Below are 22,572 nucleotides of genomic sequence, written 5' to 3' on the forward strand. Positions count from 1 at the left end.
TGTTCATGCACCTCCATGTCTTAACAACACATTCACATTTCAGGGCAGACCTGTACACGTCATATATTTATATTTAGACTCAATTTAAATAAGCAACCTGCCAACAATATTTATGATGCGGAAATCAGAACGTGCCTGGACTGTATGCACCGCCATCGCCATACTCTGGATGGTTAGCGGCTGGACACAAACAACACCTCTCTCTCACGAACAGGCGGCGGAGCCGACCGGGGATAGTCTCGGGGTGCTGATCATGGCGCACGGCGGCGGCGCGGACTGGAACAAACAGGTGGACGCGTCCATCGCCGGACTCCGCGACCGCTTGCCTGTATCCCTGGCGTTCGGCATGGCGAATCCTGAAACGCTGCAAGCCTCGCTGGACTCGCTCCGTAATCACGGCGCAAGTACGGTAGCGGTGGTGCGGCTGTTTATTTCGGGTGATTCCTTCCTGCATCAGACCGAATTTCTGTTCGGGCTGCGGTCCGATCCGCCGGAACAGGCGATCATGGGGCACCACCTGATGGACGGCTCCCATCTCAAACCTCTCAAGACGGACAGTCGCATCCTGCTGGATCGCCAGGGGATGATGGGCTCCAGCGAAGCGTCCCGTATCCTGCTGGCCCGGGCAAACGAGAACACATCCAGCCCGGAAGACACCGGGGTAATGCTCATCGCACACGGCATGGGGTCCGAAGACGATAATAACCGGGTGCTCGGTGCCATGCAGGATGCGGCGGAGGCGCTCCGGTCCGCAGGCTACGGGGAAGTGCATGTGGCGGCCCTCAGAGAAGACTGGGCTGAACCGAGAGCCGAAGCGGAACGGCACATCAGGGCCACGGTGGCGGAAATGGCGGAACGCCGGGACCATGTCGTAGTGATCCCGTACCGCATATCCGGATTCGGCCCCTACGGCGATGTGCTTGACGGGCTGGAGTACGTACCTGCCGACGGGCTGCTCCCGCACCATCTGGTCACGGAATGGATCGCCTCCCGCGCCACGGCCAATTTCTGCTCGGCCGGTCTGGCGTCGCCGCTCGGATCGTGCGCGATGCCATAGCGGGGTGGGGTTTCGTTTTCTCCCGGGCCAAGCTCGAATTGCATAAGGATGCAAGGGGATTAAGTGCATCCGCAATCCACCGTTCTGAGTAAAAACTACTCCAAAAAGGAGTAGAAATTACTCAAAAGGGGCAAAAACGGATTATGGGGGCCCGGCCAACGACCAAGATGAGGCAGCCCCGACGTCCGCAGGGAATATTAAGGAAACACGACACCTGTCAGCGGTGTGGCGTGTGGTTTGTATTCATACCCCCCTCACACCGCAATCGGGGCGCGGATGTGCGCATGGGGATAGTAATCCACGATCTCGAAATCCTCGTATTCGTACTCGTAGATGGAAGGCGGTTTGCGGCGGATGACGAGACGCGGCAGCGCCCCCGGTTCGCGCTGGAGCTGCTCCTGCACCTGATTCAGGTGGTTCAGGTAAATGTGGCAATCCCCGCCGGTCCATATAAATTCCCCCGGCCTCAGATCGCACTGTTCCGCGAACATGTGCGTCAGGATCGCATAGGACGCGATGTTGAACGGCAAACCCAGAAAACTGTCCACGCTCCGCTGGTAGAGTTGGCAGGATAACCGCCCCTGCGCCACGTAGAACTGGAAAAGCGCGTGACAGGGCGGCAGGGCCATCTGCTTCAGTTCGTCCACCTTCCAGGCGCTGACGATGTGGCGGCGGGAATCGGGATTCTCGCGCAGGCCGCGCAGCACTGTGTCAATCTGGTCGTGGATGCTTCCGTTGTCCCCTTCCCAGCGGCGCCACTGTTTCCCGTACACGGGACCGAGGTCCCCGTCCTCGTCAGCCCACTCGTCCCAGATCGTAACGCCGTGCTCGTTCAGGTAACGGATGTTCGTATCCCCGTTCAGAAACCAGAACAACTCGTGAAAAATACTGCGGAGGTGCAGTTTTTTGGTAGTCAGCAGGGGAAATCCTTCCGCCAGATCGAAGCGCATCTGGTACCCGAAAGTGCTGATCGTGCCCGTGCCCGTACGATCGTCCTTTCGAACGCCGTGATCCAGAATGTGCTGGAGATAATCGAGGTACTGGCGCATCGGGGAAGGATGGACCAGGTTGAAGGCTGGCTTTTGTATGCCGGGTGGGGTGCGGAATCCGGGCAACGAAAATCCGCAAGACATTCTCGTTTGCAGGCCCGATAACCCACCTGGTATCGCCCCGCGACACGGCATGAGCCCGGTCTGCAAGCCGTATTGAGAGGATATCGGGATCTGGTGTGGAAGTTATGAAATCCACCGCGCATTGGCGGCAATATTTATCCACAATCGTTCGATTTTTGTAGAATGCATACTCTTAAAAACAGCCATCGGAAACGACTGAGCAGGCATACCGGGGAACCGGTAACGAAGGCAGGTATTGACAAGGGAACCCTGAAAATCGCCTTGACGGAGAACGCCATGGATCCCAACCTGCATCAGAAACAGGCCATTAATCACCTGAACAAGGTGCTGGATTACGCCCCGTTCGTCGCCGAGGGAGATCAGGCGACGGTGCATCTGACCCCGGAAGACTGGCATGTGGTCGCCGATGCGCTGTTCAGGATGGATACGCCTGCGGAGATGATCCCGGACAGGATCAAAAAATACCGCATTACGAACGAGTACCGCACTATCCAGCTCGACACGGAGGATTATCTGATTGACGTGGAGATGATCTGATCGGGAACTTCACCGAAAATCCCGATACCGGTTCAACCCCTTTTTCCGTGTGGGCGCACATCGCCGAAATTGTTTGTGCAATAACGGATTTTAAAATTCCCCTAAAAACACTTCCGGCACAGCTTCCCGCACAAAGTTCGATCCACAGGCACTGCACCGGCTTCGGAAAACGGATATCCTCTCCAAAGAGGTCAGGAAACATTGCGGTAACATTTTTTTCCGAAAGAATCGACTTTATCCGTTTCCCGGCGTACCTTTTATATCAAGCCGCTTCCGAACCCGTACCGCATAGCGGCTATACGTTATTGCCCGAACAGCCCCGCAACGCCGCCAAGCACTGGCCCCGGTCTGCTTTTTGACGGTTTTGGTCCGTCGCATTGAACCTGCCGCCTCCTCCGGCGTTGCACGTTTTTTATGCTGTCTGATCCGCAACCGCAACTGGCCTTCCCCGAGCTGACGCTATCCTGGAGCGCGTCCATCGACTCGATTCGATCCCGCCCGTAATCAGGTTGCACCCTCCCCCGGAAATCCCTCGCAAAGACGCCTGCACCATGGGAGTCAAGACGCAGGAAAAAACTGTCCAGGAAATCCCTGAAGCCACTATTCTTTTCGCGGGCGACTCCGGCGATGGAATGCAGCTGACCGGCGGTCAGTTTACGCTGGCCAGTGCGTACGCCCGAAATGATCTGGCGACGCTGCCGGATTTCCCTGCGGAGATTCGCGCCCCGGCGGGCACGACCTACGGGGTCAGCGGTTTCCAACTGCACTTCGGGTCCGTAAACGTGCGTACGCCGGGCGACGAGGTGGATGTGCTGGTGGCTATGAACCCGGCGGCGCTCAAGGTGAGCGTGGACCGCGTACGCAAGGGCGGTACGCTGATCGTCAATGTGGACTCCTTCGGAAAGAGGGACCTCGATCTGGCGGGATACAGTCAGAATCCACTGGAGGACGACTCGCTGAAGGCGTTCCATGTGGTCCGGATTCCGCTGACGACCCTGACACACGAAACGCTGAGCGATACCGGCCTCGACAAAAAGACGATGGACCGGTGCAAGAATATGTTTGCGCTCGGCCTCGCCCTGTGGATGTATTCCATGCCGATCAAGCCGGCGCTCGAATGGCTGAACAAAAAATTCGCCCGCAAGCCAGAGATTCTGGAGGCAAACCAGCGGGTGCTGAAAAAAGGGAGCCACTACGGGGAAACGGTAGAGGAATTCGCGGTTCGCTATGAAGTGCGTCCGGCCAGACTCAAGTCAGGCAAGTACCGGGCGATCATCGGTACGGAAGCGCTGGCTTTGGGACTGATCGCGGCAAGCCGCAAGTGCGGTCTGCCCATTTTCTACGGATCGTATCCGATCACGCCCGCATCGGAAATTCTGCACGAACTGAGCCGCCACAAGAACTTCGGAGTGAAGACGTTCCAGGCCGAGGACGAAATTGCCGCGGCGGGCGCCGCGCTCGGCGCGAGTTTCGGAGGCAACCTCGGCATTACGGCGACGAGCGGGCCGGGTCTGGCGCTCAAGAGCGAAACGATCGCCTTGGCCGTCATGGCGGAATTGCCGCTGGTCATCGTGAACATGCAGCGGGGCGGCCCCTCCACCGGCCTCCCTACGAAAACCGAACAGGCCGATCTGTTGCAGGCCATCTTCGGACGCAACGGCGAAGCGCCCTTGCCGATCATCGCTCCGGGAACGCCGGGCGACTGTTTCTATGCCGCGTTCGAGGCATGCCGCATTGCCGTCAAATACATGACCCCGGTCATCCTTCTCTCGGACGGCTATCTGGGCACGGGCTCTGAACCCTGGCTTATTCCGAACGTGGACGATCTGGAGAATTTCGAGCCGTCTTTCGCCTCGGCGCCGAATAGGACCGTGGACGGCGAAGACGTTTTCCTGCCCTATGTGCGCGACAAGAAGACCCTGGCGCGCCCTTGGGCCAAACCGGGAACGGCGGGGCTCGAACACCGCCTCGGCGGGCTGGAAAAAGAGCATGAAACGGGCAATGTCTCGTACGAACCGGAGAACCACGAATTCATGGTGAAACTGCGCGCCGAAAAGGTGCAGCGCGTCGCGCAGGACATTCCACCGCTGGAGGTGTTCGGCGAACAGGAAGGGGATCTGCTGGTCGTCGGCTGGGGATCGACGCAGGGCGCGATCGAGACCGCCGTGGACGCCTGCGTAGCGCGCGGCCTCCGGGTCGGCGCAACGCATCTTCGGCACATTGTGCCGCTGCCGAACGATCTGGGCAAAATACTCAGCCGGTACGAGCATGTGCTGGCGCCTGAACTGAACAACGGCCAGTTGATCCGGCTGTTGCGCGATCAGTTCCTGCTGCCCATCGCCCCGCTCAAGAAAATCCAGGGGATGCCTTTCAAGGCGCGCGAGATCGAAGAAAAGATCTGCGACATCCTCGGACTATCCGCCGCATAAGACCGCACTACCGCAATCCGTACGGGAGCAGTGCTGCTCCCTGTCCGTCATGAACGACACCAACGGAAAATCCGACCACGTTCCTCCTGCCGGGAAAAAGCCAACGCGCGCGCCGTCAGGAAAGAAGCCGGCCATGCCCGCCAAAGGCAAGAAGCCCACGCTCCCGGCAACGGGCAAAAAACCGTCGCTTCCCCCGGGAGGAAAGAAGCCGACCATGCCTCCCGGCGGAATGAAACCTGCGGGCGCTCCCGGCCGCAAGCCTACCGGCCCTCCGGCAGGGAAAAAAGCGGCTCTTCCGGCAGGCGCAGGGGGTGACGGAGCACCCATCACCCTGACCAGGAAGGATTTTGCAACCGATCAGGATGTGCGTTGGTGCCCGGGATGCGGAGATTACGCGATCCTCGCCACCATGCAGCGGCTCATGCCCGAATTGGGCGTGCCAAAGGAAAAAACGGTCTTCGTCAGCGGAATCGGTTGTTCAAGCCGCTTTCCGTACTACATGAACACCTACGGGCTGCATTCCATTCACGGACGCGCCCCGGCCATCGCCACGGGGCTCAAGGCGAGCCGCCCCGACCTGGACGTGTGGATCGTCACAGGAGACGGCGACGCGCTCTCCATAGGAGGAAACCATCTGATCCACCTGCTGCGCCGCAACGTAAACGTGCAAATCCTGCTGTTCAATAACCAGATATACGGCCTGACGAAGGGGCAATACAGCCCCACCTCGGAGCAGGGCAAGGTTACGAAGAGCACGCCGTACGGCTCCGTCGACCATCCGTTCTATCCCGTGCCGCTTGCCCTCGGCGCGGACGCGACGTTCGTCGCCCGCACGATGGACCGCGATCCGAAGCACATGCAGGCGATAATGCGCCGGGCCCATAGCCACGGAGGCGCCGCGTTCCTCGAAATCTACCAGAACTGCAACATCTTCAACGACGGAGCCTTCTTCGAATTCACGGAAAGGAGCACCAAGGCGCACAGCACGATCTTTCTGGAGCACGGCAAGCCGCTCGTATACGATAACGAGCAGCGGGGCTTGCGTCTCAACGGCTTCGAACTCGAATCGATCGATCTGTCCAGGGGGAAATGGTCCGTGGACGACTGCCTTGTATACAACGAAGGCAGCATCGAACTGGCGAACATCGTCTCGCGGATGTCCTGGCAGGAAGACCTGCCCCGTCCGTTCGGGGTGTTCTTCCGGGAAGATCGCCCTTCCTACGAGGAACTCCTGGAAGAACAAATCGAGGAAATCACCGGCAAGCGCGGCCAGGGAGACCTCAGCGCCTTGCTGAATGCGGGAGATACGTGGATGATCGGGGACTAAACCTCCGACGCTTCTACGGCCTCCACGTCCCCTGCGCCACGGCAGGCACGAAATCTTCCAGCCCCTCCGGTTTCCAGAGTAGGGTACGCTCCAGTTCGGCGCTCATGTACGCCGTCATGAGGAGTTCCACCACTTCGAGGCCGGCATGGAAATCCACGTCGGACTGCTTCCCGTCCAGAAACTGCTGGACGAAGTAGCGATTCTCGTTCTCGTAGCCGTACTCGGAGGCCTCGTTGCCGACCACCGGCATCAACCCTTGTTCGGCGTTTTGCTTTTCGACCAGATCTTCGCCCTGAGCGCCGGACACTTCCCGGCTGAAGAACAGCTTCGTGCCGGCGTCGAGCGTGTTGTGGTACATGGAGTACTCGGGGCCCAGCAGTTCCGAACTGAGGCGCAACCCCGCCCCGACGAAACTCCATGAGGTGGTCACTTCCGCAATCAACGGGCGCCCCTTGTCATCCTCGTATTCTATCGTGGCGCGCGCAAAGTCCTCGGACGGGCGATTCGCATAATCCACTTCCGAGCCGAACCGTTTTTTCAGGTCCTCCACATAATGCGGGCGCGACCACTTCAGGCTGGCGATATGGGCCGAGACTTTCTTCAGGCGAATGCTGCCGCGCGGAGCGCCCGGAGCCGTGAGCAGATACCGCCCCACCTCCACGCTGTGACACATCATGTCGTTCAGTACCCCGCCGCCCTGCATTTCTCCCTGCCAGAACCAGGGGGCATGCGGCCCGCTGTGCTCCTCGGCGGCGCGGGCCAGATAGGGACGGCCCGTGATCGCCGCCGCCCGGCGCCAGATGATTTCATGGCCGCGGACGAGGCCGGGCTCGAACAATTGATCTTCGAGGTAGCCGTGCAGCACGCCCGCTTCCTCGACCAACTCGACGACGCGCTTCGCCTCCCGCACGTTACGGCCCAGCGGTTTCTCGCAGGCGATACCCACCAGTTCCCCCTTCCCGGACTTGATCGCCGCCACGATCTCCTCCATGTTCTCGATGCGCTTGTGGTTCGGCCCGCATATCCACAGCGCATCGATAGCCGGATCCGCCACCATGTCGGTGATCGAGTCGTAGGCCTTCGCCTCGCCTACGCGGAGCTCCCGTGCATAGGCCGCCGCGCTTTCCGCACGGCCGCGGTTCGGACTCCAGATGCCCAGTACGTCCGCATCGCGGACCGCCTGCCAGGACAATAAATGAAACCGGGTGATGAAACCGCTGCCAATGAAACCTACCCCAAGTCGCCGTCCAGCCATGTCGTAAAATCGGGTTTTTGTGTAAATGGTGCGCGTGCGGCCAACAAAGTAGGCATTCCAAGCGTTCCCGTGCGTATAATTCAGCAAAGAAATTTGTCGGCGCGCCGCATGCATACGCGGAACGGCCCCTGACGTTGCGCTGACCGAGTTCGATTCGAATCCGATGAAACGCCGCACTTTTCTCAAAACGACGGCTGCCGGAATAGCCGGGAGCAGCCTCCTCGCCGGATGCGGCGGAGGGACCGGAGAAACCGGCAATGCGCCGGGCGTGCAAACCCGGCCGCAGGTTCGCTGGCGCCTCATATCGAGCTATCCCCGATCCCTCGACACGATTTTCGGGGCGGCGGAGGAGGTTGCCCGGCGGGTGGCCGAGATTACCAGTGGGCGGTTCCGGATTCAAACGTTCCCGCCGGGGGAACTGGCGCCGGCGACCGAGGTGCTTGGAGCCGTGCAGAAAGGCGCCGTGGAGATGGGCCATTCCGCCAGTTATTACTACACGGGACATAATCCGGCGCTCGTTTTCGACACGGGCGCCCCGTTCGGGCTCACCCCGCGCCAGCAAACGGCCTGGCTCCGCTACGGCGGCGGCATGGAACTGATGCGTTCGATCTACGCGGATTTCAATGTGATCAATTTCCTGGGGGGCAATACGGGCGTGCAGATGGGCGGCTGGTTCCGCCGAGAGATCAATAGCCTCGAAGACCTCCAGGGAATCAAGATGCGCATTCCGGGGCTCGGAGGCGAAGTGATGCACGAACTGGGCGTCACTGTGCAACTCATGGCGGGCGGCGAACTCTACCAGGCGCTCGAGCGCGGTACGATCGACGCTACCGAGTGGGTCGGACCGTACGACGATATGCGCCTCGGCCTCCACGAAATCGCTCCGTATTATTACTACCCGGGATGGTGGGAGCCCGGACCCGGCATATCCTTCATGGTCAATCGGGACGCCTGGAACGCACTACCGTCGGTCTATCAGGAAGCCCTCGAAGCCGCCACCGCGCAAGCGGGCCTTAGCATGCTTGCGCGGTACGATGCCCGCAATCAGGAAGCGTTTCGGGCATTGCAGGAAGAAAGCGTGCAAATCAGACCATTTCCCCCGGAGACGATGCAGGAGGCGGAACGCATTACCCTGGACCTGATCGAGAACTACGCCGCCAGAGATGCCGCCTACCGGCAGGTGTACGACTCGTTCCGCGCCTTTCGGAGAGATGCGCACGGCTGGTTCGGCACCGCCGAGCATGCCTATGCCTCCTTCGCGTATCCCCGACCGAACTCATGAAACGACGCGACTTTCTTCGTGCCGCCGCGCCCGGCCCGCAAGATGCGCCGGCTCCGGAAACGGCCACCGAACAGGCCACGACAGGAGAGGCGCCTGCCGTGCAGACGATGCCGCGTGTGATGTGGCGCCTGGCATCCAGTTTTCCCAACGGGCTGGACACGATCTACGGGGCCGCCGAGATTATGGCCCGGCGCGTGGAGGCGCTTACGGAAGGGCGTTTTCGCATTCGCTCCTATCCTGCCGGAGAGCTCGTCCCGGCCCTTGAGGTACTGAGCGCCGTCCAGAATGGAACCGTCCAGGTGGGGCACAGCGCAAGCTACTACTTTCAGGGCAAGAATCCGGCCCTCGTCTTCGATTGCACGATCCCGTTCGGGCTGTCGGCCCGGCAACTCAACGCCTGGTTCTATCATGGGGACGGTCTTGCGCTCACCCGGGAAATGTTCGCCGACTTCAACGTGATCAACTTCCCCGGGGGCAACACGGGCACGCAGATGGGCGGCTGGTTCCGCCGCGAGATCGGATCGCTTCAGGACTTGCGCGGGCTGAAAATGCGCATCCCGGGACTGGGCGGCGAAGTGATGAATCGCCTCGGCGTTACGGTGCAGGTCATACCGGCCGGCGAAATTTACCTGGCGCTCGAACGCGGCGCGATCGACGCCACCGAGTGGGTCGGCCCGTACGACGACGAGAAACTCGGGTTTCAGGAAATTGTGCAGGATTATTACTATCCGGGGTGGTGGGAGCCCGGCCCCGGCCTTTCGTTCTATGTGAACCGGGACGCCTGGGACGCCTTGCCGTCCGCGTACCGGGAAGCCTTTGAAACGGCCGCCGCCGAAGCCAACGAGCACATGCTGGCGCTGTACGACGCACGGAACGGCCCGGCCTTGCGGCGGCTTGTGGAAGGAGGCGTGCGGCTCCATCCGTTCCCGGAAGAGGTGATGGCGGAAGCAAGACAAATCACGGAAGAACTTCTCGAGGAATCGGCCAGCGATCCCGCGTACCGTACGGTCTACACGGCCTACAAGGCATGGCGCGACGACGCCTACCGATGGTTCGGGACCGCCGAACTGGCGTACGGCGATTATGCGTTCGGTTCGGATGCATCTCCCAGAAACGTGTAAGGATTTTCAGGAAGGGCTGCATCCATCATGCGCACGCTGCTTCGCATCGCACATCGTATCGACCAAACCAATGAGTGGATCGGCCGAGCCGTGTACTGGCTGACGCTCGTCATGGTGGGGGTCGGCGCGTACAATGCGCTCGTGCGGTATCTCGATCGGTTCACAGGCCTGGGCCTGAGCTCGAACACCTATATCGAGCTGCAGTGGTACATGTACAGCCTGATCTTTCTGTTGGGCGCCGCTTATACCCTGAAGCACAACGCCCATGTGCGCGTGGATGTGCTGTTCATGCGCCTGACGCCCCGGGGGCGCGCCTGGGTGAACCTGGGCGGCGCCCTGCTCTTCCTGCTGCCTTTCTGTATCCTCGTGATCTGGACATCCTGGCCCACGGTGCATAACTCGTGGGCGGTTCTGGAAGTCTCGCCCGATCCGGGCGGCTTGCCCCGTTATCCGATCAAGACGGTCATCCCCATAGCGTTCATTCTTCTTTTCTTACAGGGAGTCAGCCTCGCTATCAAGCAAATCGCGTTCCTGCGCGACCCGGCCGCGGAAGATATTCCGGGCCACGCTCAGAGTGACTCCGGAAAAGCGAAAGGAGGCATATGATGGGCGACTGGCTGGGGCCCCTCATGTTCGCCGGGGCGTTGATTCTCATCTTCTCGGGTTTTCCGGTCGCCTTCGCGCTTGGCGGCACCGCCCTGATTTTCGCCTTCGTCGGAATCGAACTGGGCTATTTCAGCTGGCACCTTCTGCTGGCCATGCCGGACCGCATCTTCGACGTGATGTCGAACACGCTGCTGCTGGCCGTGCCGTATTTCATCTTCATGGGCGCGATGCTGGAAAAATCGCGTCTGGCGGAAGATCTGCTCCGGACCATCGGTCTGTTGTTCGGGCGCATGCGCGGCGGGCTGGCCATTGCGGTGGTGTTCGTGGGGGCGCTGCTTGCCGCCGCGACGGGCGTGGTCGGGGCGTCGGTCGTGGCGATGGGCGTCATTTCCCTGCCGGTCATGATGCGCTACGGCTATTCCCACGAACTGTCCGCCGGCGTGATTTCCGCATCGGGTACGCTGGGACAGATCATTCCCCCCAGTATCGTGCTCATCGTGCTTGCGGACCAGTTGAGCGTGGCGGGCCGGGTTTCCGTCGGCGAACTGTTTCTGGGCGCGCTGGTCCCCGGCTTGCTGCTGGCCGGACTGTTTGCGCTCTATGCGGCGGGCGTGGCCTTTTTCAAACCGGACACCGCGCCGGCCCTTCCTGCGGAGGAACGCAGCTTGCCCCACAAGGAACTGATCCGCCGGGTGGCCCTCGTCATGCTGCCCCCGCTACTGCTCATCATCGTGGTACTCGGCAGCATCTTCGCCGGGGTCGCTACGCCGACCGAAGCCGGGGCGCTGGGCGCGCTGGGGGCATTGATCCTCGCCGCCGTCAACCGCCGGCTCACCCTGACGTCTCTCCGGGAAACCATGAAGGAGACGGCCAAGCTGACCGCCATGATCATGATTCTTCTGGTCGGCGCCCGGGCTTTTTCGCTCGTATTCATCGGGCTGAACGGCGACCTGTGGATTGAGGAGTTGCTCACCACCTTGCCGGGAGGGGTTATCGGGCTGATTCTGGTCGCGAATCTCGTGATCTTCCTGCTCGGCTTCTTCATCGATTTCTTCGAGATCGCATTCATCATCGTGCCCCTCATCGCCCCGGCGGCGGCGCTGCTGGGCGTAGATCTCGTATGGTTCGGCGTCATGATCGCCATGAACCTGCAAATGTCCTTTCTGACCCCGCCCTTCGGGTTTGCGCTGTTCTACCTGCGCGGCGTGGCGCCTCCTGCCATCACCACGACGCAGATTTATCGCGGAGCCGTTCCTTTCATAGGGATCCAGGCCATAGGATTGCTTCTGGTGATCCTGTTCCCCGAAATCGCGACGTGGATGTCGTGATGGTTCGTCCTTTCAAGGATCATTCCTCCTCTTCCGCATATCTCCGTACGCGGCGTTCGAGTTCCTCTTCGGCGTCGCGGCGCCGGAGTTCCTCCATACGCCGGGCTACCTCCGCCTCGTATCCGATCTCCCCAGGTTCGTAAAAATACGTGCCCCGCATTTCGTCGGGCAGATACTGCTGGGGCACATAGTGCTCCTGAAACGCATGGGGGTACTTGTAGCCCTTCCCGTGGCCAAATCCTTCCCTGTCCCGGCTGGCGTCCTTCAGGTGATTCGGCACGTCGTCGGACCGTTCCTGCCGGACATGGGACAGCGCACTGAAATACGACATGGTGGAATTGCCCTTGGGCGCGGTAGCCAGATACAGGCAGCACTCCGATAACATGAATTGTCCTTCGGGCAGTCCCACATAGTCGAACCCATGCGCCGTGGCGGACACCATCTGAAGCGCGCGGGGATCCGCCAGCCCGATGTCCTCCGCCGCGAAGATGAACATGCGGCGAATGATGAAACGGGGGTCTTCCCCGGCGTAAATCATCTTCGCCATCCAGTACAGGGCCGCATCGGGATCGGACCCTCGAAGGCTCTTGATGAATGCGCTGATCGTGTCGTAGTGTACGTCCCCCTCCTTGTCGTACAGCACGGCGCGCCGCTGGATGCTTTCCTCCGCCACGGCCAGATCGATCCGAATGGCGCCTGCATCGTCCGGATCGGTCGTCTCCACAGCCAGTTCCAGCGCATTCAGCACGGAGCGGGCATCGCCGTTGGCCGTGTCGATCAGATGCTCGAGGGCCTCCGGCTCGATCTGTACGTCGGCGCTGCCGTACCCGCGCTCCTCATCTCCGAGCGCATGGAGGGCGATCTGCCGCAGTGCCGGTTCTTCGAGCGTCCGCAACTCGAAGATGCGGGACCGGCTCACAAGCGCCTTAATGACCTCGAAGTACGGGTTCTCTGTCGTGGCCCCGATCAGCACGACCGTGCCGTTCTCGACATGCGGCAGGAGCGCATCCTGTTGCGACTTGTTGAACCGGTGCACCTCGTCGATGAACAGAATGGTCCGCTGTTGATACTGCTCCAGCCGGGCCCTTGCATCCCCGATCGCCTCGCGAATGTCCTTGACCCCGGACAGCACCGCATTGAGCGAGGTGAAATGCGCCTCGGTGGTGTTGGCAATAATGCGGGCCAGCGTGGTCTTGCCGCTGCCCGGCGGACCATAGAAAATCACGGAGGTGATCCGATCCGCCTGGATAGCCCGGCGCAGGAGCCGGCCCGGCCCAAGAATGTGTTCCTGCCCGACGAATTCGTCCAGCGTGCGAGGACGCATGCGGTCCGCCAGGGGGGCATTCCGCGCCAGATACCGGTGAGCGGCTTCCTTGAACAAGTCGGGCATGGGAGGGGAGGAAAGGTATCCTCAAGAGGATAGGATATACCTGAAAATAGAATATATGTACAAAATATGTTTGATAATTTCTAATACCGGCTATTCCATGTCCTTACCGCATTCCGTACGCGGACCATTGTGAATGCGCCCTGTTTTTTTTATTTAGGAGAGGATAGTCAAAACACGCCGACCGTATCGACCAGGACAGGAAAAAACATGGATAATACACGCCGAACTTTTTTGAAAACGCTGGGCGCAGCCGCCGCCGGCGTCGCTGTGGGTGGTTGCCAGGAAACTTCCGAGCCGTACACAGAGCCCGCCGAGCCCGAACCGCCGCTGCCCAGAATCGGATTCCAGTTGTACACAGTGCGGGACGCCATCGAGGTGGATGCCGCCGGCGCACTCGGCCGGGTTGCCGAGATGGGCTATACCGCCGTGGAAACGGGCTTCTGGCCGGAGGGAATGACTGTGGCGCAGGCAGGTCAATTGCTCAAGGACACGGGGCTAAGCGTGTTCGCGGTGCATGTAGAGATTCCGACAGAAGAGCATCAGGCTGCCGTGCTGGAGGCCGCTGAGGTCTACGACTGTGACCTCATGGTCTGGCATGGATGGCCCGAGGACGAGCGGTACCAGACGATGGACGGCATTAAGGAACTGGCCGACATCTATAACGAGGCCTATGCCTTCTGCCAGGCGAACGGCCTGCAATTCGGACTGCACAATCACTGGTGGGAATTCGAACCGATCGAGGATGGGGTACTTCCGTTCTATGAAATCAGACCCCTGATCGACCCTGGAATTTTCTTCGAGATAGACACCTACTGGGCCCTGGTGGCAGGCCTCGATCCTGCAGAGGTGGTGCGTGACTTCGGCGCGCACGCCCCGCTGCTGCACATCAAGGATGCGACGGTGCTCTCCACCGAAGGGCCCATGGTGGCAGCGGGAAGCGGCCTGCAGGATTTCCCGGCGATTGCAGAGGCAGGCAAAGGCCATATAGAGTGGATGATCGTGGAGATGGACGATTGCGAAACCGACATGTTCGAGGCCGCTGCGCAAAGTTTTGCGTATCTCACGGAAAACAATCTGGCGCGGGCCTGAGCCGGCGGCTTTCCGGTACAATGAACCCTGATGCAGACCTCGGCGCGGGTCCGGATTACACCTGCCACGGATTCGGCATCCATCGCACAGTAATTATCTTGCTCAACTTGCCAATTTGACATGTCTTCGAACACGGTACCTCGCAGGTCGGCTCTCATCGCGTAAACTTGGGGTAGACCTACACCACGTGTCAACTTAGTCGGCTGCTACCTCTCGTCGCCAAGGAACCTATGCGGCGCATCTCGACGTTGGAAAGCGTCCCGATCCATCCCGTAAGCCTCCTCCCATGCCCCGCTGGGTCCTTCTTAAATTCGGCGGCACGAGCGTTTCGAGTCGTGCCCGCTGGGATATCATTGAGCGCATCGTCCGGGCGCGTATCGACGACGGCTTCGTTCCCGTCGTGGTCTGCTCCGCCCTGAGCGAGATTTCCAACCTGCTCGAACGCCTGCTGGAGGATGCGGTCGAGGAAAATTACGAACACACCCTCGAGACGATTCGGGACCGCCATCTCCGCATCGCCGCCGATCTCGACATAGACGGAACGGCCCTGCTGGAAGAGGACCTTGCCGAACTGGAGCGCCTTGCCATGGGCGCCTCGCTTACTCGCGAAGCCGGCCCGCGGCTCCATGCCCGGCTACTGGCGCTCGGCGAACTCATGTCGACAAAAATGGGCGCCGCCTTCCTGACGTCCCGGGGACTCGATCCCGTTTGGCGGGACGCCCGCGAAATGCTGCGCGCGGACGAACGCCGCCTGCTTCCGGAACGGCGGCGATACCTGTCGGCTACATGCCGGTTCGATCCGGACACTGCTCTGCAGGAAGACCTGGCCCGCACCGCCGGCGATCTCGTCATTACGCAGGGTTTCATCGTTTCGAACAAGGCCGGAGAGACGGTTCTGCTCGGTCGCGGCGGCTCCGACACCTCCGCTTCCTGCCTTGGGGCCGTAATCGGCGCCGAACGCATTGAAATCTGGACCGACGTGCCGGGCATGTTCACCGCGAACCCGCACGACATTCCTTCGGCGCGCCTGCTCCGCCAACTGGACTACGCCGAGGCGCAGGAACTGGCGACGATGGGCGCAAAGGTCCTGCATCCCCGCTCCATCGAACCGGCGCAGCGGCAGCGCATCCCGATTCATATCAAATGCACCGGTGCTCCCGACCTGCCGGGAACCGTCATCTCCGACGACACTTCCGACTTCGGCGCGCAAATCAAGGCGATCGCCACGAAGACCGGCGTCATGCTGATCTCCATGGAATCGCCGGGCATGTGGCAAGAGGTCGGCTTCCTCGCCGATGTGTTCGCCACGTTCAAGGAACACGGCCTGTCGATCGACCTGGTGGCCACTTCCGAAACGAACGTCACCGTCTCGCTGGACCGCAACGCAAACGCCCTCGAAACAGCGCGTATGGATGCCCTGCTCCATGCGCTGAACAAATATTGCACCGCCCGGCAGATCGGTCCCTGCGCTATCGTGAGCCTGATCGGGCGCAACATCCGATCGATACTCCACGAGATGGGGGCTGCGTTCGAGGTGTTTCACGAACAGCAGGTCCACCAGGTCTCTCAGGCGGCCGGCGATCTGAACTTCAGCTTCGTGGTGGACGAAGATCAGGCCCGCCGCCTGATGCGCAAACTGCACGCGCAGTTCTTCGGAAAGCGGGAGCCGGACGCGCTGATCGGACCCGACTGGCGGGAATTGATGGAAGCGTCGGGTGAAGAACCGCCAAGCCGGACCGTCTGGTGGCAGGGCCGCCGGGAGGAGTTGCTGGCCATCGCTTCCGAAACAAGCCCGGTCTACGTATACGACGAAGACACGCTGCGGGAATCGTTGCAGCGGGTGTTGTCGATCGGCGCCCTGGATCGCGTGTTCTATTCCGTAAAGGCGAACGGGCACCCCGACATTCTTCGTCTTTTCCACGACGGAGAAATCGGGTTCGAGTGTGTGTCGCCGAACGAGATACGGTTTCTGATCGATCTCTTCCCGGACATCGACCGGAAGCGCATCCTGTTCACTCCCAATTTCGCGCCGAAGGGAGAATACGCCGAGGGGTACGAACTGGACGCGTACGTTACGCTGGACAACATCTATCCGCTGGAAGCATGGCCCGATGTGTTCCGCGGAAGGGACCTCCTCGTGCGTATGGACCCGGGGCGGGGCCGCGGGCATCACAAGTACGTGCAGACGGCCGGATCGCAGAGCAAGTTCGGCGTGGCGCCGGAAGAGTTGGAGCGCCTTGCGCAGCTTGCGGATGCAGCGGATGTGCGCATCGTCGGATTTCACGCCCATGTAGGCAGCGGCATCGTCGCGCCGGACACCTGGGCCGAAACGGCGGCCTTCCTTGCCTCGCTGCGGGACCGTTTCCCGGATGCCCGTATTGTCGATGTGGGAGGGGGGCTTCCCGTTTCGGAGCGGCGGAATGCGCCGGAACCGGACATGATCGACATCGCGGAGACGCTCGACGCCTTCAAGCAGGGGCATCCGGACGTGGAACTCTGGATGGAACCGGGGCGCTTCCTTGTGGCCCGCGCCGGCGTGCTGCTGGCCCGCGTGACGCAAACCAAGTGGAAAGGAGCGACAGGCTATGTGGGCATCGAAACCGGCATGAACTCGCTCATCCGGCCGGCCCTCTACGGAGCCTGGCACGAGATCGTCAACCTGTCCCGGCTGGACGAGCCGCTGGAAATCACTGCCGACGTGGTGGGACCGATCTGCGAAACGGGGGATGTGCTGGGCTACGGACGGCGCCTTCCGAGCACCGGGGAAGGGGATGTAATGCTGATCGCTACCGCAGGCGCCTACGGCCGCGTGATGAGCAACGAATACAACATGCGTGCCCCGGCGGAGGAGGTGGTGTTAGGGGGGAAGTGAGGGAGAATGAAGGAGAGAGGTGGTCCGGCTACCCGGCGAGAACGACAGCGAACAAGGCAAGCGTAATCGCCATGTTTACGCCTACCATCCATTTCAGGGCATCGATCCCCGCCTTGTTCGCGATGATTGCCGCCTTGTTCTCAATGATCGCTGCCTTGTTCGCATTGATCGCCACCCCGTTCGCAAGGATCGCTGCCTTGTTCGCATTGATCGCCACCCCGTTCGCAAGGATCGCCTCCTTGTTCGCATCGATAGCCACCCCGTTCGCAAGGATCGCCTCCTTGTTCGCATCGATAGCCATCCTGTTCGCAAGGATCGCCTCCTTGTTCACATCGATACCTGCTTTCAGATCGGCAATGTCCGAATGCATGACGCTGTCCTTGCGTTGCTCGCTCACGGCGTTCGCAATCGCCTGGGCGTGCGCTTTGGCCTGTTTCTGCTCGACGCCTGCGTCGGTAAGGCTTTCAACGATGGAAAGGGTATCGATCACGGCTTTCGCGGATGATTTGTAAGAAATAGTATATGGGTTTCGGTGTTTTGTTTCATTGCCCGTAGCATCGAGCGACGATCCTGCGTCCTTCGGCTTCGTTGCGCGCGGAGGGGCAACGGCACGATGAAGGGAATTACCTTCTCTCATGAAATAATCACCCCTCTGCGAACTGCTTCGGTCCCGAATAAGCCGGCCGGGTGCATATTCGGCTGCCAGCCCCGTTAGACACATCCGGCAGGGAAGTTGAATCTTCCGAGCGCCCTATTCGGAAAACATTCACAAAGGCAGGCGCCGCTTTACTCTGGTCGCCCGCCTGCGTAAGTAGTCACTCCCCACTTCCCGCATCCGCGCAGAAGAATTTTCTCAGACGATCGCAGCGCCTTGATGAGTATGCAAACAAGAGTCTGCGTGTCAAGACTCGGCATCCCAGCGAACGCCTGTCGAAAAGATTCCCCCGGAAACCTCCACACTCCCCGCATTCGCCAACACCGCCAATAATTCCAGAAAATCCCCATCCTCCAGCGCCTCCTTGAGCGTTTCCCCATTCAGCGGTTCCCGGCCCGCAATAAGCGGCGCGGCATACGCCAGCTCCGGCTCCAATGGATACGTCTCGCCGTGAGCAAACAGGACAGCGCATCCGTTATGGCGTTCGACGAAGGCGAAGCGATTCGGCGCTGCGCGCACCAGTTCGGCGCCGCCCCGCAACGCCCCGGCAAGGTCTTCTCCTGTCCATTCCCGTTCCGGCGCCGGCAACTCCTCGCCCCGCTGCGGCTCGGTAACAAGCGCACCGAAGGCTTGCTCAAGGACGGGGGCCGTCAAGGTGTCCCATACGAAAATGTACAACTGGTCCAGCACATCCTCCCCGATGCGACCCGGATGATCGGGCGGAGCCGACTCCGTCCCGGAAAAGCTCCCCAGCGGATCGGCGTCCGCGATCGCCCGGCGCAGCACGGCGTCAAGGTATTCCGCATGATCCGGCGCACGAAACCCGACCGAAAACGTCATGCAGGGGCCCAGCGCAATCCCGTGATGCGCCACGCGGGGCGGCAGGTAGAGCATATCGCCCGGCTCCAGCACCAGCACCTCGTCCGCCTCGAAATCCGCCAGCATATCCACATCGATATCCGGCACGGACACTTCCTCTTCGGCAGGCAGCGGCTTCGCCCCGATCCGCCATTCACGCCGCCCGAGCGCCTGGATCAGAAACACGTCGTACCGGTCCACATGCGCCCCCACGTTTCCGCCCTCCGGAGCGTAACTCACCATGATGTCGTCGAAGCGCCATGACGGCACGAACAGAAACCGTTCGAACAGGCCCGCCAGTTCAGGAACCCAGCGATCCACCTCCTGCACAAGCAGAGTCCAGTGCGTTTCGGGAAGATTCGCAAAATCCTCCTCCCGGAACGGCCCGTGGCGGAGTTCCCAAGGATACGTTCCGCCGCGCTCCAGGATGAGGCGCGAGACCGCCTCTTCCTCAAGCGCCAGGCCCGCCAGTTCCTCCGGCGTGATCGGGGACTCGAAATCCGGGAACGCGTTCCGGATGAGGAGCGGTTTCTTCCGCCACCAGTCGCGGAGAAAGGTATCGACAGACATGCCTCCCGGCAGACATTCGGGCAGGGCAGGCGAATTATTGGACAACATATCGGCGCGTATCGTTTGTTTTAAGAAATAATTCAGCGCAGCAGATACCGCACCAGTTCGAAGAGTGGCCAGAGCATCAGCACTGCGAACACGATGGCCGCCACCTTGATCGAAGAGGCGGTCCGGGGCAGGTCGTACCCGCAGTACGGACACACGTCCGCATGCGCATCGATGAACAGCGCACAGGACGGGCATTCCCTGTTCGCAGAACGCTCAGACATGAAACCGCATCGCTGTTTTTTTCTTTAATAGAGACCCCTCCGAACACACCGTAAACGCGACTCCATGCGGACGCATATTTCTCGAACAGGCGCCTTGGCACGCACCATTGCGCTATGGGTTTCGGCGCATCTTGCCGCGGGGCAGGTTGCGAACGGGCAGGCCGTGAATATACAAGCCCGGGAAAATGCGAGCATACAAGTCGTGCAGGAACAGGCCACGACATCCAACGCAGGTCTCCTGCGGATCGCCGCCGTGAAATACAGCGGAGGCGGAGACTGGTACCAGGCCAGCACGCCCCTTCCCAATTTCCTGCGGTATGTCCGCACCAACACGCTCATGCAGGTCGATACCCGTCCCGACGTGGTCGAACTCTCCAGCGACAAGGTATTCGGTTTCCCGTTCCTGTTCCTGTCCGGCCACGGCAACATCGTGCTCTCGGACGGCGAAGCGCAGCGGCTCCGGCGTTATTTGCAAAACGGGGGCTTCCTGTACGTCGACGACGACTACGGCCTCGACGAATACATCCGCCGGGAAATGAAAAAAATCTTTCCCGAAAAATCCTTTGTGGAGTTGCCGTTCGACCATGAAATTTACCATGCCCATTACCCGTTTCCGAACGGGCTTCCGAAGATTCACGAACACGACAACGCGCCGCCCCGGGGGTACGGACTTTTCCACGAAGGGCGCCTGATCGTGTTCTACACCTACGAAACGAACATCAGTGACGGGTGGGAATCGCCGGAAGTGCATAACGACTCCCCGGAAACGCGCGAGACCGCGTTTCGTATGGGCACAAACATTCTCACCTACGCCATGATGCACTAACCGCACCTCCATGAACGATCTTCAGAAAAACGACCCCCGGATGTACGAAGCCATCCAGCAGGAGGTCGATCGTCAAAACGAAGGACTTGAACTGATTGCGTCGGAAAACTTCGTCAGCCGGGCCGTTCTGCAGGCGCTGGGCAGCCCGCTCACCAACAAATACGCGGAAGGCCTCCCCGGCAAACGGTATTACGGCGGATGCCAGCATGTGGACACGGCGGAGGACCTGGCGCGAGAGCGGGCGAAGGAATTGTTCGGCTGCGACTGGGTCAATGTGCAGCCGCATTCCGGCGCCAGTGCGAATGCGGCCGTGTTTCTGACGCTAATGAAGCCTGGAGACACCTTCCTCGGGCTGGATCTTTCCCACGGCGGGCATCTCACCCACGGCAGCCCCGTCAACTTTTCGGGGATTCTGTACGAGTCCGTCCATTACGGCGTCGAAAAGGACGGCCCGCTGGCCGGGCACATCGACATGAACAAGGTGCGCGATCTCGCCCGGAAACAGAAACCCCGGATGATTTCCATCGGCGCAAGCGCCTATTCCCGCGACTTCGACTACGCTGCCTTCCGCGACATCGCCGACGAGACAGGGGCCTTCCTCTGGATGGACATGGCGCACACGGCAGGGCTGATCGCAGCGGGCCTGATGAACGATCCGATGCCGCATTGCCATATCGTTTCCACCACCACGCACAAGACGCTGCGCGGGCCCCGGGGAGGCATGCTCCTTATCGGAAAGGATTATGAAAATCCCTTCGGGAAGAAGGCGCCTGCCTCGGGACGCGTGAAGCGCATGAGCGAATTGTTCGATTCGGCGGTATTTCCGGGTACGCAGGGCGGGCCGCTCATGCATGTGATTGCGGCCAAGGGCGTTTCCTTCGGCGAAGCCCTGCAACCGGATTTCGTCGAATACGGCAAACAGATAATTGCGAACGCTAAAGCCATGGCGAAGGCCTTTATGGATCGGGGATACGATCTGGTTTCGGGCGGCACGGACAATCACCTTGTATTGATCGACCTGCGCAGCAAGGGACTCACCGGCAAGGAGGCCGAAGCGGCCCTGCAAACGGCGGACATCACGGTGAACAAGAACATGGTGCCGTTCGACGAAACGAGCCCGTTCGTGACGAGCGGCATGCGGATCGGAACGCCCGCCATGACGACGCGCGGCTTTGGAGAAGCGGAGTTCGAGTGGGTGGTCGAGTTGATGGACCGCATCCTCTCCGACATGGGGAATGAAGACGTGCGGCGCCACGTAAAGGAAGAGGTGCGCGCCCTGTGCAGCCGCTTCCCGCTGTACGATTTCGCCGTGGCATAAAACCCGTATCCTTGCCCCCCTCAGACCAAACCCACGTGCGTACACCACCATGTCGAATGGCGCGCCATCCCCATCCACCCATACGGATCTGGTCGATCTGGGTCGCCGCCTGTATGAGCGGGCGCTCGTCCGGCGCGGGGAAGAGCATCTTACCGACCCCCGGGGGCGGCCTATCGGGTGGCTGCTGGACATACGCATTCCCATGCTCGACGCCGCCATGTTCCGTGAAGTCGGACAGGTGCTGGCCGACCGCCTCCGCAGCAAGGGGGCATGCCAGGTGGCCGGTCACGGCTTCGGCGCGTACGCCATGGTATGCTCGGTGCTCGCTGCAGAAGGATCCCCGCCGTTTACGGCAGGTTTCGTGCGGGAAAGCCGCAAGCCGCACGGACGCCGCAGGCTCATCGAAGGACCGCTCGACCGACAGGAACCCGTCGTACTCCTTGACGACATCCTCAACAGCGGACGGAACGCCATGCGCGCGATTTCACAACTCCGGCAGGACGGGTTCGAGGTGGCCGGCGTCATGACGCTCTTCAACTTTGCATGGAGCGGCGGCAAGGCACAGGTGGAAAAGGACGGGGTCTGGGTGGATTCCCTGCTCGAACTGAACCTGCGTGACGAGAAACAGGAAAAATCCGATCCGGCATAAC

The 22,572-nt window shown here is 60.8% G+C and carries 19 protein-coding genes; 13 read left to right on the plus strand and 6 right to left on the minus strand.

Features of this window, described 5'->3' with window-relative positions:
• Positions 1-112 precede the first annotated feature (112 nt).
• Complete coding sequence (locus F4Y00_04090; protein MYE04134.1) at positions 113-1,057, plus strand: hypothetical protein; 945 nt, start codon at positions 113-115, stop codon at positions 1,055-1,057.
• Positions 1,058-1,311: 254 nt separating this feature from the next.
• On the opposite strand, the gene F4Y00_04095 is transcribed toward F4Y00_04090, so the two are convergent.
• Positions 1,312-2,106: a thymidylate synthase gene (locus F4Y00_04095; GenBank protein MYE04135.1), complete on the minus strand. Its 795-nt coding sequence runs from the start codon at positions 2,104-2,106 to the stop codon at positions 1,312-1,314.
• 360 nt (positions 2,107-2,466) lie between these two features.
• Here F4Y00_04095 and F4Y00_04100 point away from each other — a divergent pair, with 360 nt between their 5' ends.
• The 3 genes from F4Y00_04100 to F4Y00_04110 all read left to right on the plus strand — a co-directional run bounded on the left by F4Y00_04100 (position 2,467) and on the right by F4Y00_04110 (position 6,483).
• Positions 2,467-2,727, plus strand: coding sequence for a hypothetical protein (locus tag F4Y00_04100; GenBank protein MYE04136.1), 261 nt, complete (start codon positions 2,467-2,469; stop codon positions 2,725-2,727).
• A 551-nt stretch (positions 2,728-3,278) separates the two neighbouring features.
• Entirely contained in the window at positions 3,279-5,156 is a 1,878-nt protein-coding gene (locus F4Y00_04105) for a 2-oxoacid:acceptor oxidoreductase subunit alpha (GenBank protein ID MYE04137.1), read from the plus strand.
• Positions 5,157-5,385: 229 nt separating this feature from the next.
• Positions 5,386-6,483: a 2-oxoacid:ferredoxin oxidoreductase subunit beta gene (locus F4Y00_04110; protein ID MYE04138.1), complete on the plus strand. Its 1,098-nt coding sequence runs from the start codon at positions 5,386-5,388 to the stop codon at positions 6,481-6,483.
• Between the two features lie 13 nt (positions 6,484-6,496).
• Here the strand turns inward: F4Y00_04110 and F4Y00_04115 are convergent, their stop codons facing one another.
• The gene (locus F4Y00_04115; protein MYE04139.1) at positions 6,497-7,738 is read right to left on the minus strand and encodes a Gfo/Idh/MocA family oxidoreductase; all 1,242 of its coding nucleotides are present in this window, start codon (positions 7,736-7,738) and stop codon (positions 6,497-6,499) included.
• 163 nt (positions 7,739-7,901) lie between these two features.
• Here F4Y00_04115 and F4Y00_04120 point away from each other — a divergent pair, with 163 nt between their 5' ends.
• Genes F4Y00_04120 through F4Y00_04135 form a run of 4 tightly spaced genes read left to right on the plus strand, consistent with a single transcriptional unit; the run spans position 7,902 to position 12,075 of the window.
• Positions 7,902-9,020, plus strand: a complete 1,119-nt coding sequence (locus F4Y00_04120) for an ABC transporter substrate-binding protein (GenBank protein ID MYE04140.1) — start codon at positions 7,902-7,904, stop codon at positions 9,018-9,020.
• Positions 9,017-10,141: an ABC transporter substrate-binding protein gene (locus F4Y00_04125; GenBank protein MYE04141.1), complete on the plus strand. Its 1,125-nt coding sequence runs from the start codon at positions 9,017-9,019 to the stop codon at positions 10,139-10,141. The genes F4Y00_04120 and F4Y00_04125 overlap by 4 nt, the downstream gene beginning before the upstream one ends.
• 27 nt (positions 10,142-10,168) lie before the next feature.
• Positions 10,169-10,747: a TRAP transporter small permease subunit gene (locus tag F4Y00_04130; GenBank protein ID MYE04142.1), complete on the plus strand. Its 579-nt coding sequence runs from the start codon at positions 10,169-10,171 to the stop codon at positions 10,745-10,747.
• Entirely contained in the window at positions 10,744-12,075 is a 1,332-nt protein-coding gene (locus F4Y00_04135) for a TRAP transporter large permease subunit (GenBank protein ID MYE04143.1), read from the plus strand. The genes F4Y00_04130 and F4Y00_04135 overlap by 4 nt, the downstream gene beginning before the upstream one ends.
• 19 nt (positions 12,076-12,094) lie before the next feature.
• On the opposite strand, the gene F4Y00_04140 is transcribed toward F4Y00_04135, so the two are convergent.
• Positions 12,095-13,465, minus strand: coding sequence for an AAA family ATPase (locus F4Y00_04140; GenBank protein ID MYE04144.1), 1,371 nt, complete (start codon positions 13,463-13,465; stop codon positions 12,095-12,097).
• 207 nt (positions 13,466-13,672) lie between these two features.
• On the opposite strand from F4Y00_04140, the gene F4Y00_04145 reads away from it, so the two are divergent.
• The gene (locus tag F4Y00_04145; GenBank protein MYE04145.1) at positions 13,673-14,554 is read left to right on the plus strand and encodes a sugar phosphate isomerase/epimerase; all 882 of its coding nucleotides are present in this window, start codon (positions 13,673-13,675) and stop codon (positions 14,552-14,554) included.
• 286 nt (positions 14,555-14,840) lie between these two features.
• Positions 14,841-17,426 (plus strand): bifunctional aspartate kinase/diaminopimelate decarboxylase, encoded by a 2,586-nt coding sequence (locus F4Y00_04150; protein MYE04146.1) that lies wholly within the window; start codon positions 14,841-14,843, stop codon positions 17,424-17,426.
• A gap of 28 nt (positions 17,427-17,454) precedes the next feature.
• Here the strand turns inward: F4Y00_04150 and F4Y00_04155 are convergent, their stop codons facing one another.
• The 3 genes from F4Y00_04155 to F4Y00_04165 all read right to left on the minus strand — a co-directional run bounded on the left by F4Y00_04155 (position 17,455) and on the right by F4Y00_04165 (position 19,778).
• Positions 17,455-17,916: a hypothetical protein gene (locus F4Y00_04155; GenBank protein MYE04147.1), complete on the minus strand. Its 462-nt coding sequence runs from the start codon at positions 17,914-17,916 to the stop codon at positions 17,455-17,457.
• Between the two features lie 411 nt (positions 17,917-18,327).
• Complete coding sequence (locus F4Y00_04160; GenBank protein ID MYE04148.1) at positions 18,328-19,557, minus strand: cupin domain-containing protein; 1,230 nt, start codon at positions 19,555-19,557, stop codon at positions 18,328-18,330.
• 32 nt (positions 19,558-19,589) lie between these two features.
• A complete protein-coding gene (locus F4Y00_04165; protein MYE04149.1) occupies positions 19,590-19,778 on the minus strand; it encodes a zinc ribbon domain-containing protein in 189 nt (62 codons plus the stop codon).
• A gap of 64 nt (positions 19,779-19,842) precedes the next feature.
• Between F4Y00_04165 and F4Y00_04170 the strand changes: the two genes are divergently transcribed.
• The 3 genes from F4Y00_04170 to F4Y00_04180 are packed head-to-tail and all read left to right on the plus strand — an operon-like array spanning position 19,843 to position 22,571.
• On the plus strand, positions 19,843-20,604 hold the full coding sequence (locus tag F4Y00_04170; protein MYE04150.1) for a DUF4159 domain-containing protein: 762 nt from the start codon (positions 19,843-19,845) through the stop codon (positions 20,602-20,604).
• Positions 20,605-20,614: 10 nt separating this feature from the next.
• Positions 20,615-21,922, plus strand: coding sequence for a serine hydroxymethyltransferase (locus F4Y00_04175; protein ID MYE04151.1), 1,308 nt, complete (start codon positions 20,615-20,617; stop codon positions 21,920-21,922).
• A 49-nt stretch (positions 21,923-21,971) separates the two neighbouring features.
• Entirely contained in the window at positions 21,972-22,571 is a 600-nt protein-coding gene (locus F4Y00_04180) for an orotate phosphoribosyltransferase (GenBank protein MYE04152.1), read from the plus strand.
• Position 22,572 lies beyond the last annotated feature (1 nt).

This window comes from Bacteroidetes bacterium SB0662_bin_6, assembly GCA_009839485.1.
In the GTDB taxonomy this organism is placed as follows: Bacteria; Bacteroidota; Rhodothermia; order Rhodothermales; family VXPQ01; genus VXPQ01.

What these genes read in the sequence shown, in the direction of transcription:
- F4Y00_04090 (MYE04134.1), top strand. Translation starts at nt 113, where the DNA reads ATGATGCGGAAATCAGAACGTGCCTGGACTGTATGCACCGCCATCGCC.
- F4Y00_04095 (MYE04135.1), bottom strand. Translation starts at nt 2,106, where the DNA reads ATGCGCCAGTACCTCGATTATCTCCAGCACATTCTGGATCACGGCGTT.
- F4Y00_04100 (MYE04136.1), top strand. Translation starts at nt 2,467, where the DNA reads ATGGATCCCAACCTGCATCAGAAACAGGCCATTAATCACCTGAACAAG.
- F4Y00_04105 (MYE04137.1), top strand. Translation starts at nt 3,279, where the DNA reads ATGGGAGTCAAGACGCAGGAAAAAACTGTCCAGGAAATCCCTGAAGCC.
- F4Y00_04110 (MYE04138.1), top strand. Translation starts at nt 5,386, where the DNA reads ATGAAACCTGCGGGCGCTCCCGGCCGCAAGCCTACCGGCCCTCCGGCA.
- F4Y00_04115 (MYE04139.1), bottom strand. Translation starts at nt 7,738, where the DNA reads ATGGCTGGACGGCGACTTGGGGTAGGTTTCATTGGCAGCGGTTTCATC.
- F4Y00_04120 (MYE04140.1), top strand. Translation starts at nt 7,902, where the DNA reads ATGAAACGCCGCACTTTTCTCAAAACGACGGCTGCCGGAATAGCCGGG.
- F4Y00_04125 (MYE04141.1), top strand. Translation starts at nt 9,017, where the DNA reads ATGAAACGACGCGACTTTCTTCGTGCCGCCGCGCCCGGCCCGCAAGAT.
- F4Y00_04130 (MYE04142.1), top strand. Translation starts at nt 10,169, where the DNA reads ATGCGCACGCTGCTTCGCATCGCACATCGTATCGACCAAACCAATGAG.
- F4Y00_04135 (MYE04143.1), top strand. Translation starts at nt 10,744, where the DNA reads ATGATGGGCGACTGGCTGGGGCCCCTCATGTTCGCCGGGGCGTTGATT.
- F4Y00_04140 (MYE04144.1), bottom strand. Translation starts at nt 13,465, where the DNA reads ATGCCCGACTTGTTCAAGGAAGCCGCTCACCGGTATCTGGCGCGGAAT.
- F4Y00_04145 (MYE04145.1), top strand. Translation starts at nt 13,673, where the DNA reads ATGGATAATACACGCCGAACTTTTTTGAAAACGCTGGGCGCAGCCGCC.
- F4Y00_04150 (MYE04146.1), top strand. Translation starts at nt 14,841, where the DNA reads ATGCCCCGCTGGGTCCTTCTTAAATTCGGCGGCACGAGCGTTTCGAGT.
- F4Y00_04160 (MYE04148.1), bottom strand. Translation starts at nt 19,557, where the DNA reads ATGTTGTCCAATAATTCGCCTGCCCTGCCCGAATGTCTGCCGGGAGGC.
- F4Y00_04165 (MYE04149.1), bottom strand. Translation starts at nt 19,778, where the DNA reads ATGTCTGAGCGTTCTGCGAACAGGGAATGCCCGTCCTGTGCGCTGTTC.
- F4Y00_04170 (MYE04150.1), top strand. Translation starts at nt 19,843, where the DNA reads ATGCGGACGCATATTTCTCGAACAGGCGCCTTGGCACGCACCATTGCG.
- F4Y00_04175 (MYE04151.1), top strand. Translation starts at nt 20,615, where the DNA reads ATGAACGATCTTCAGAAAAACGACCCCCGGATGTACGAAGCCATCCAG.
- F4Y00_04180 (MYE04152.1), top strand. Translation starts at nt 21,972, where the DNA reads ATGTCGAATGGCGCGCCATCCCCATCCACCCATACGGATCTGGTCGAT.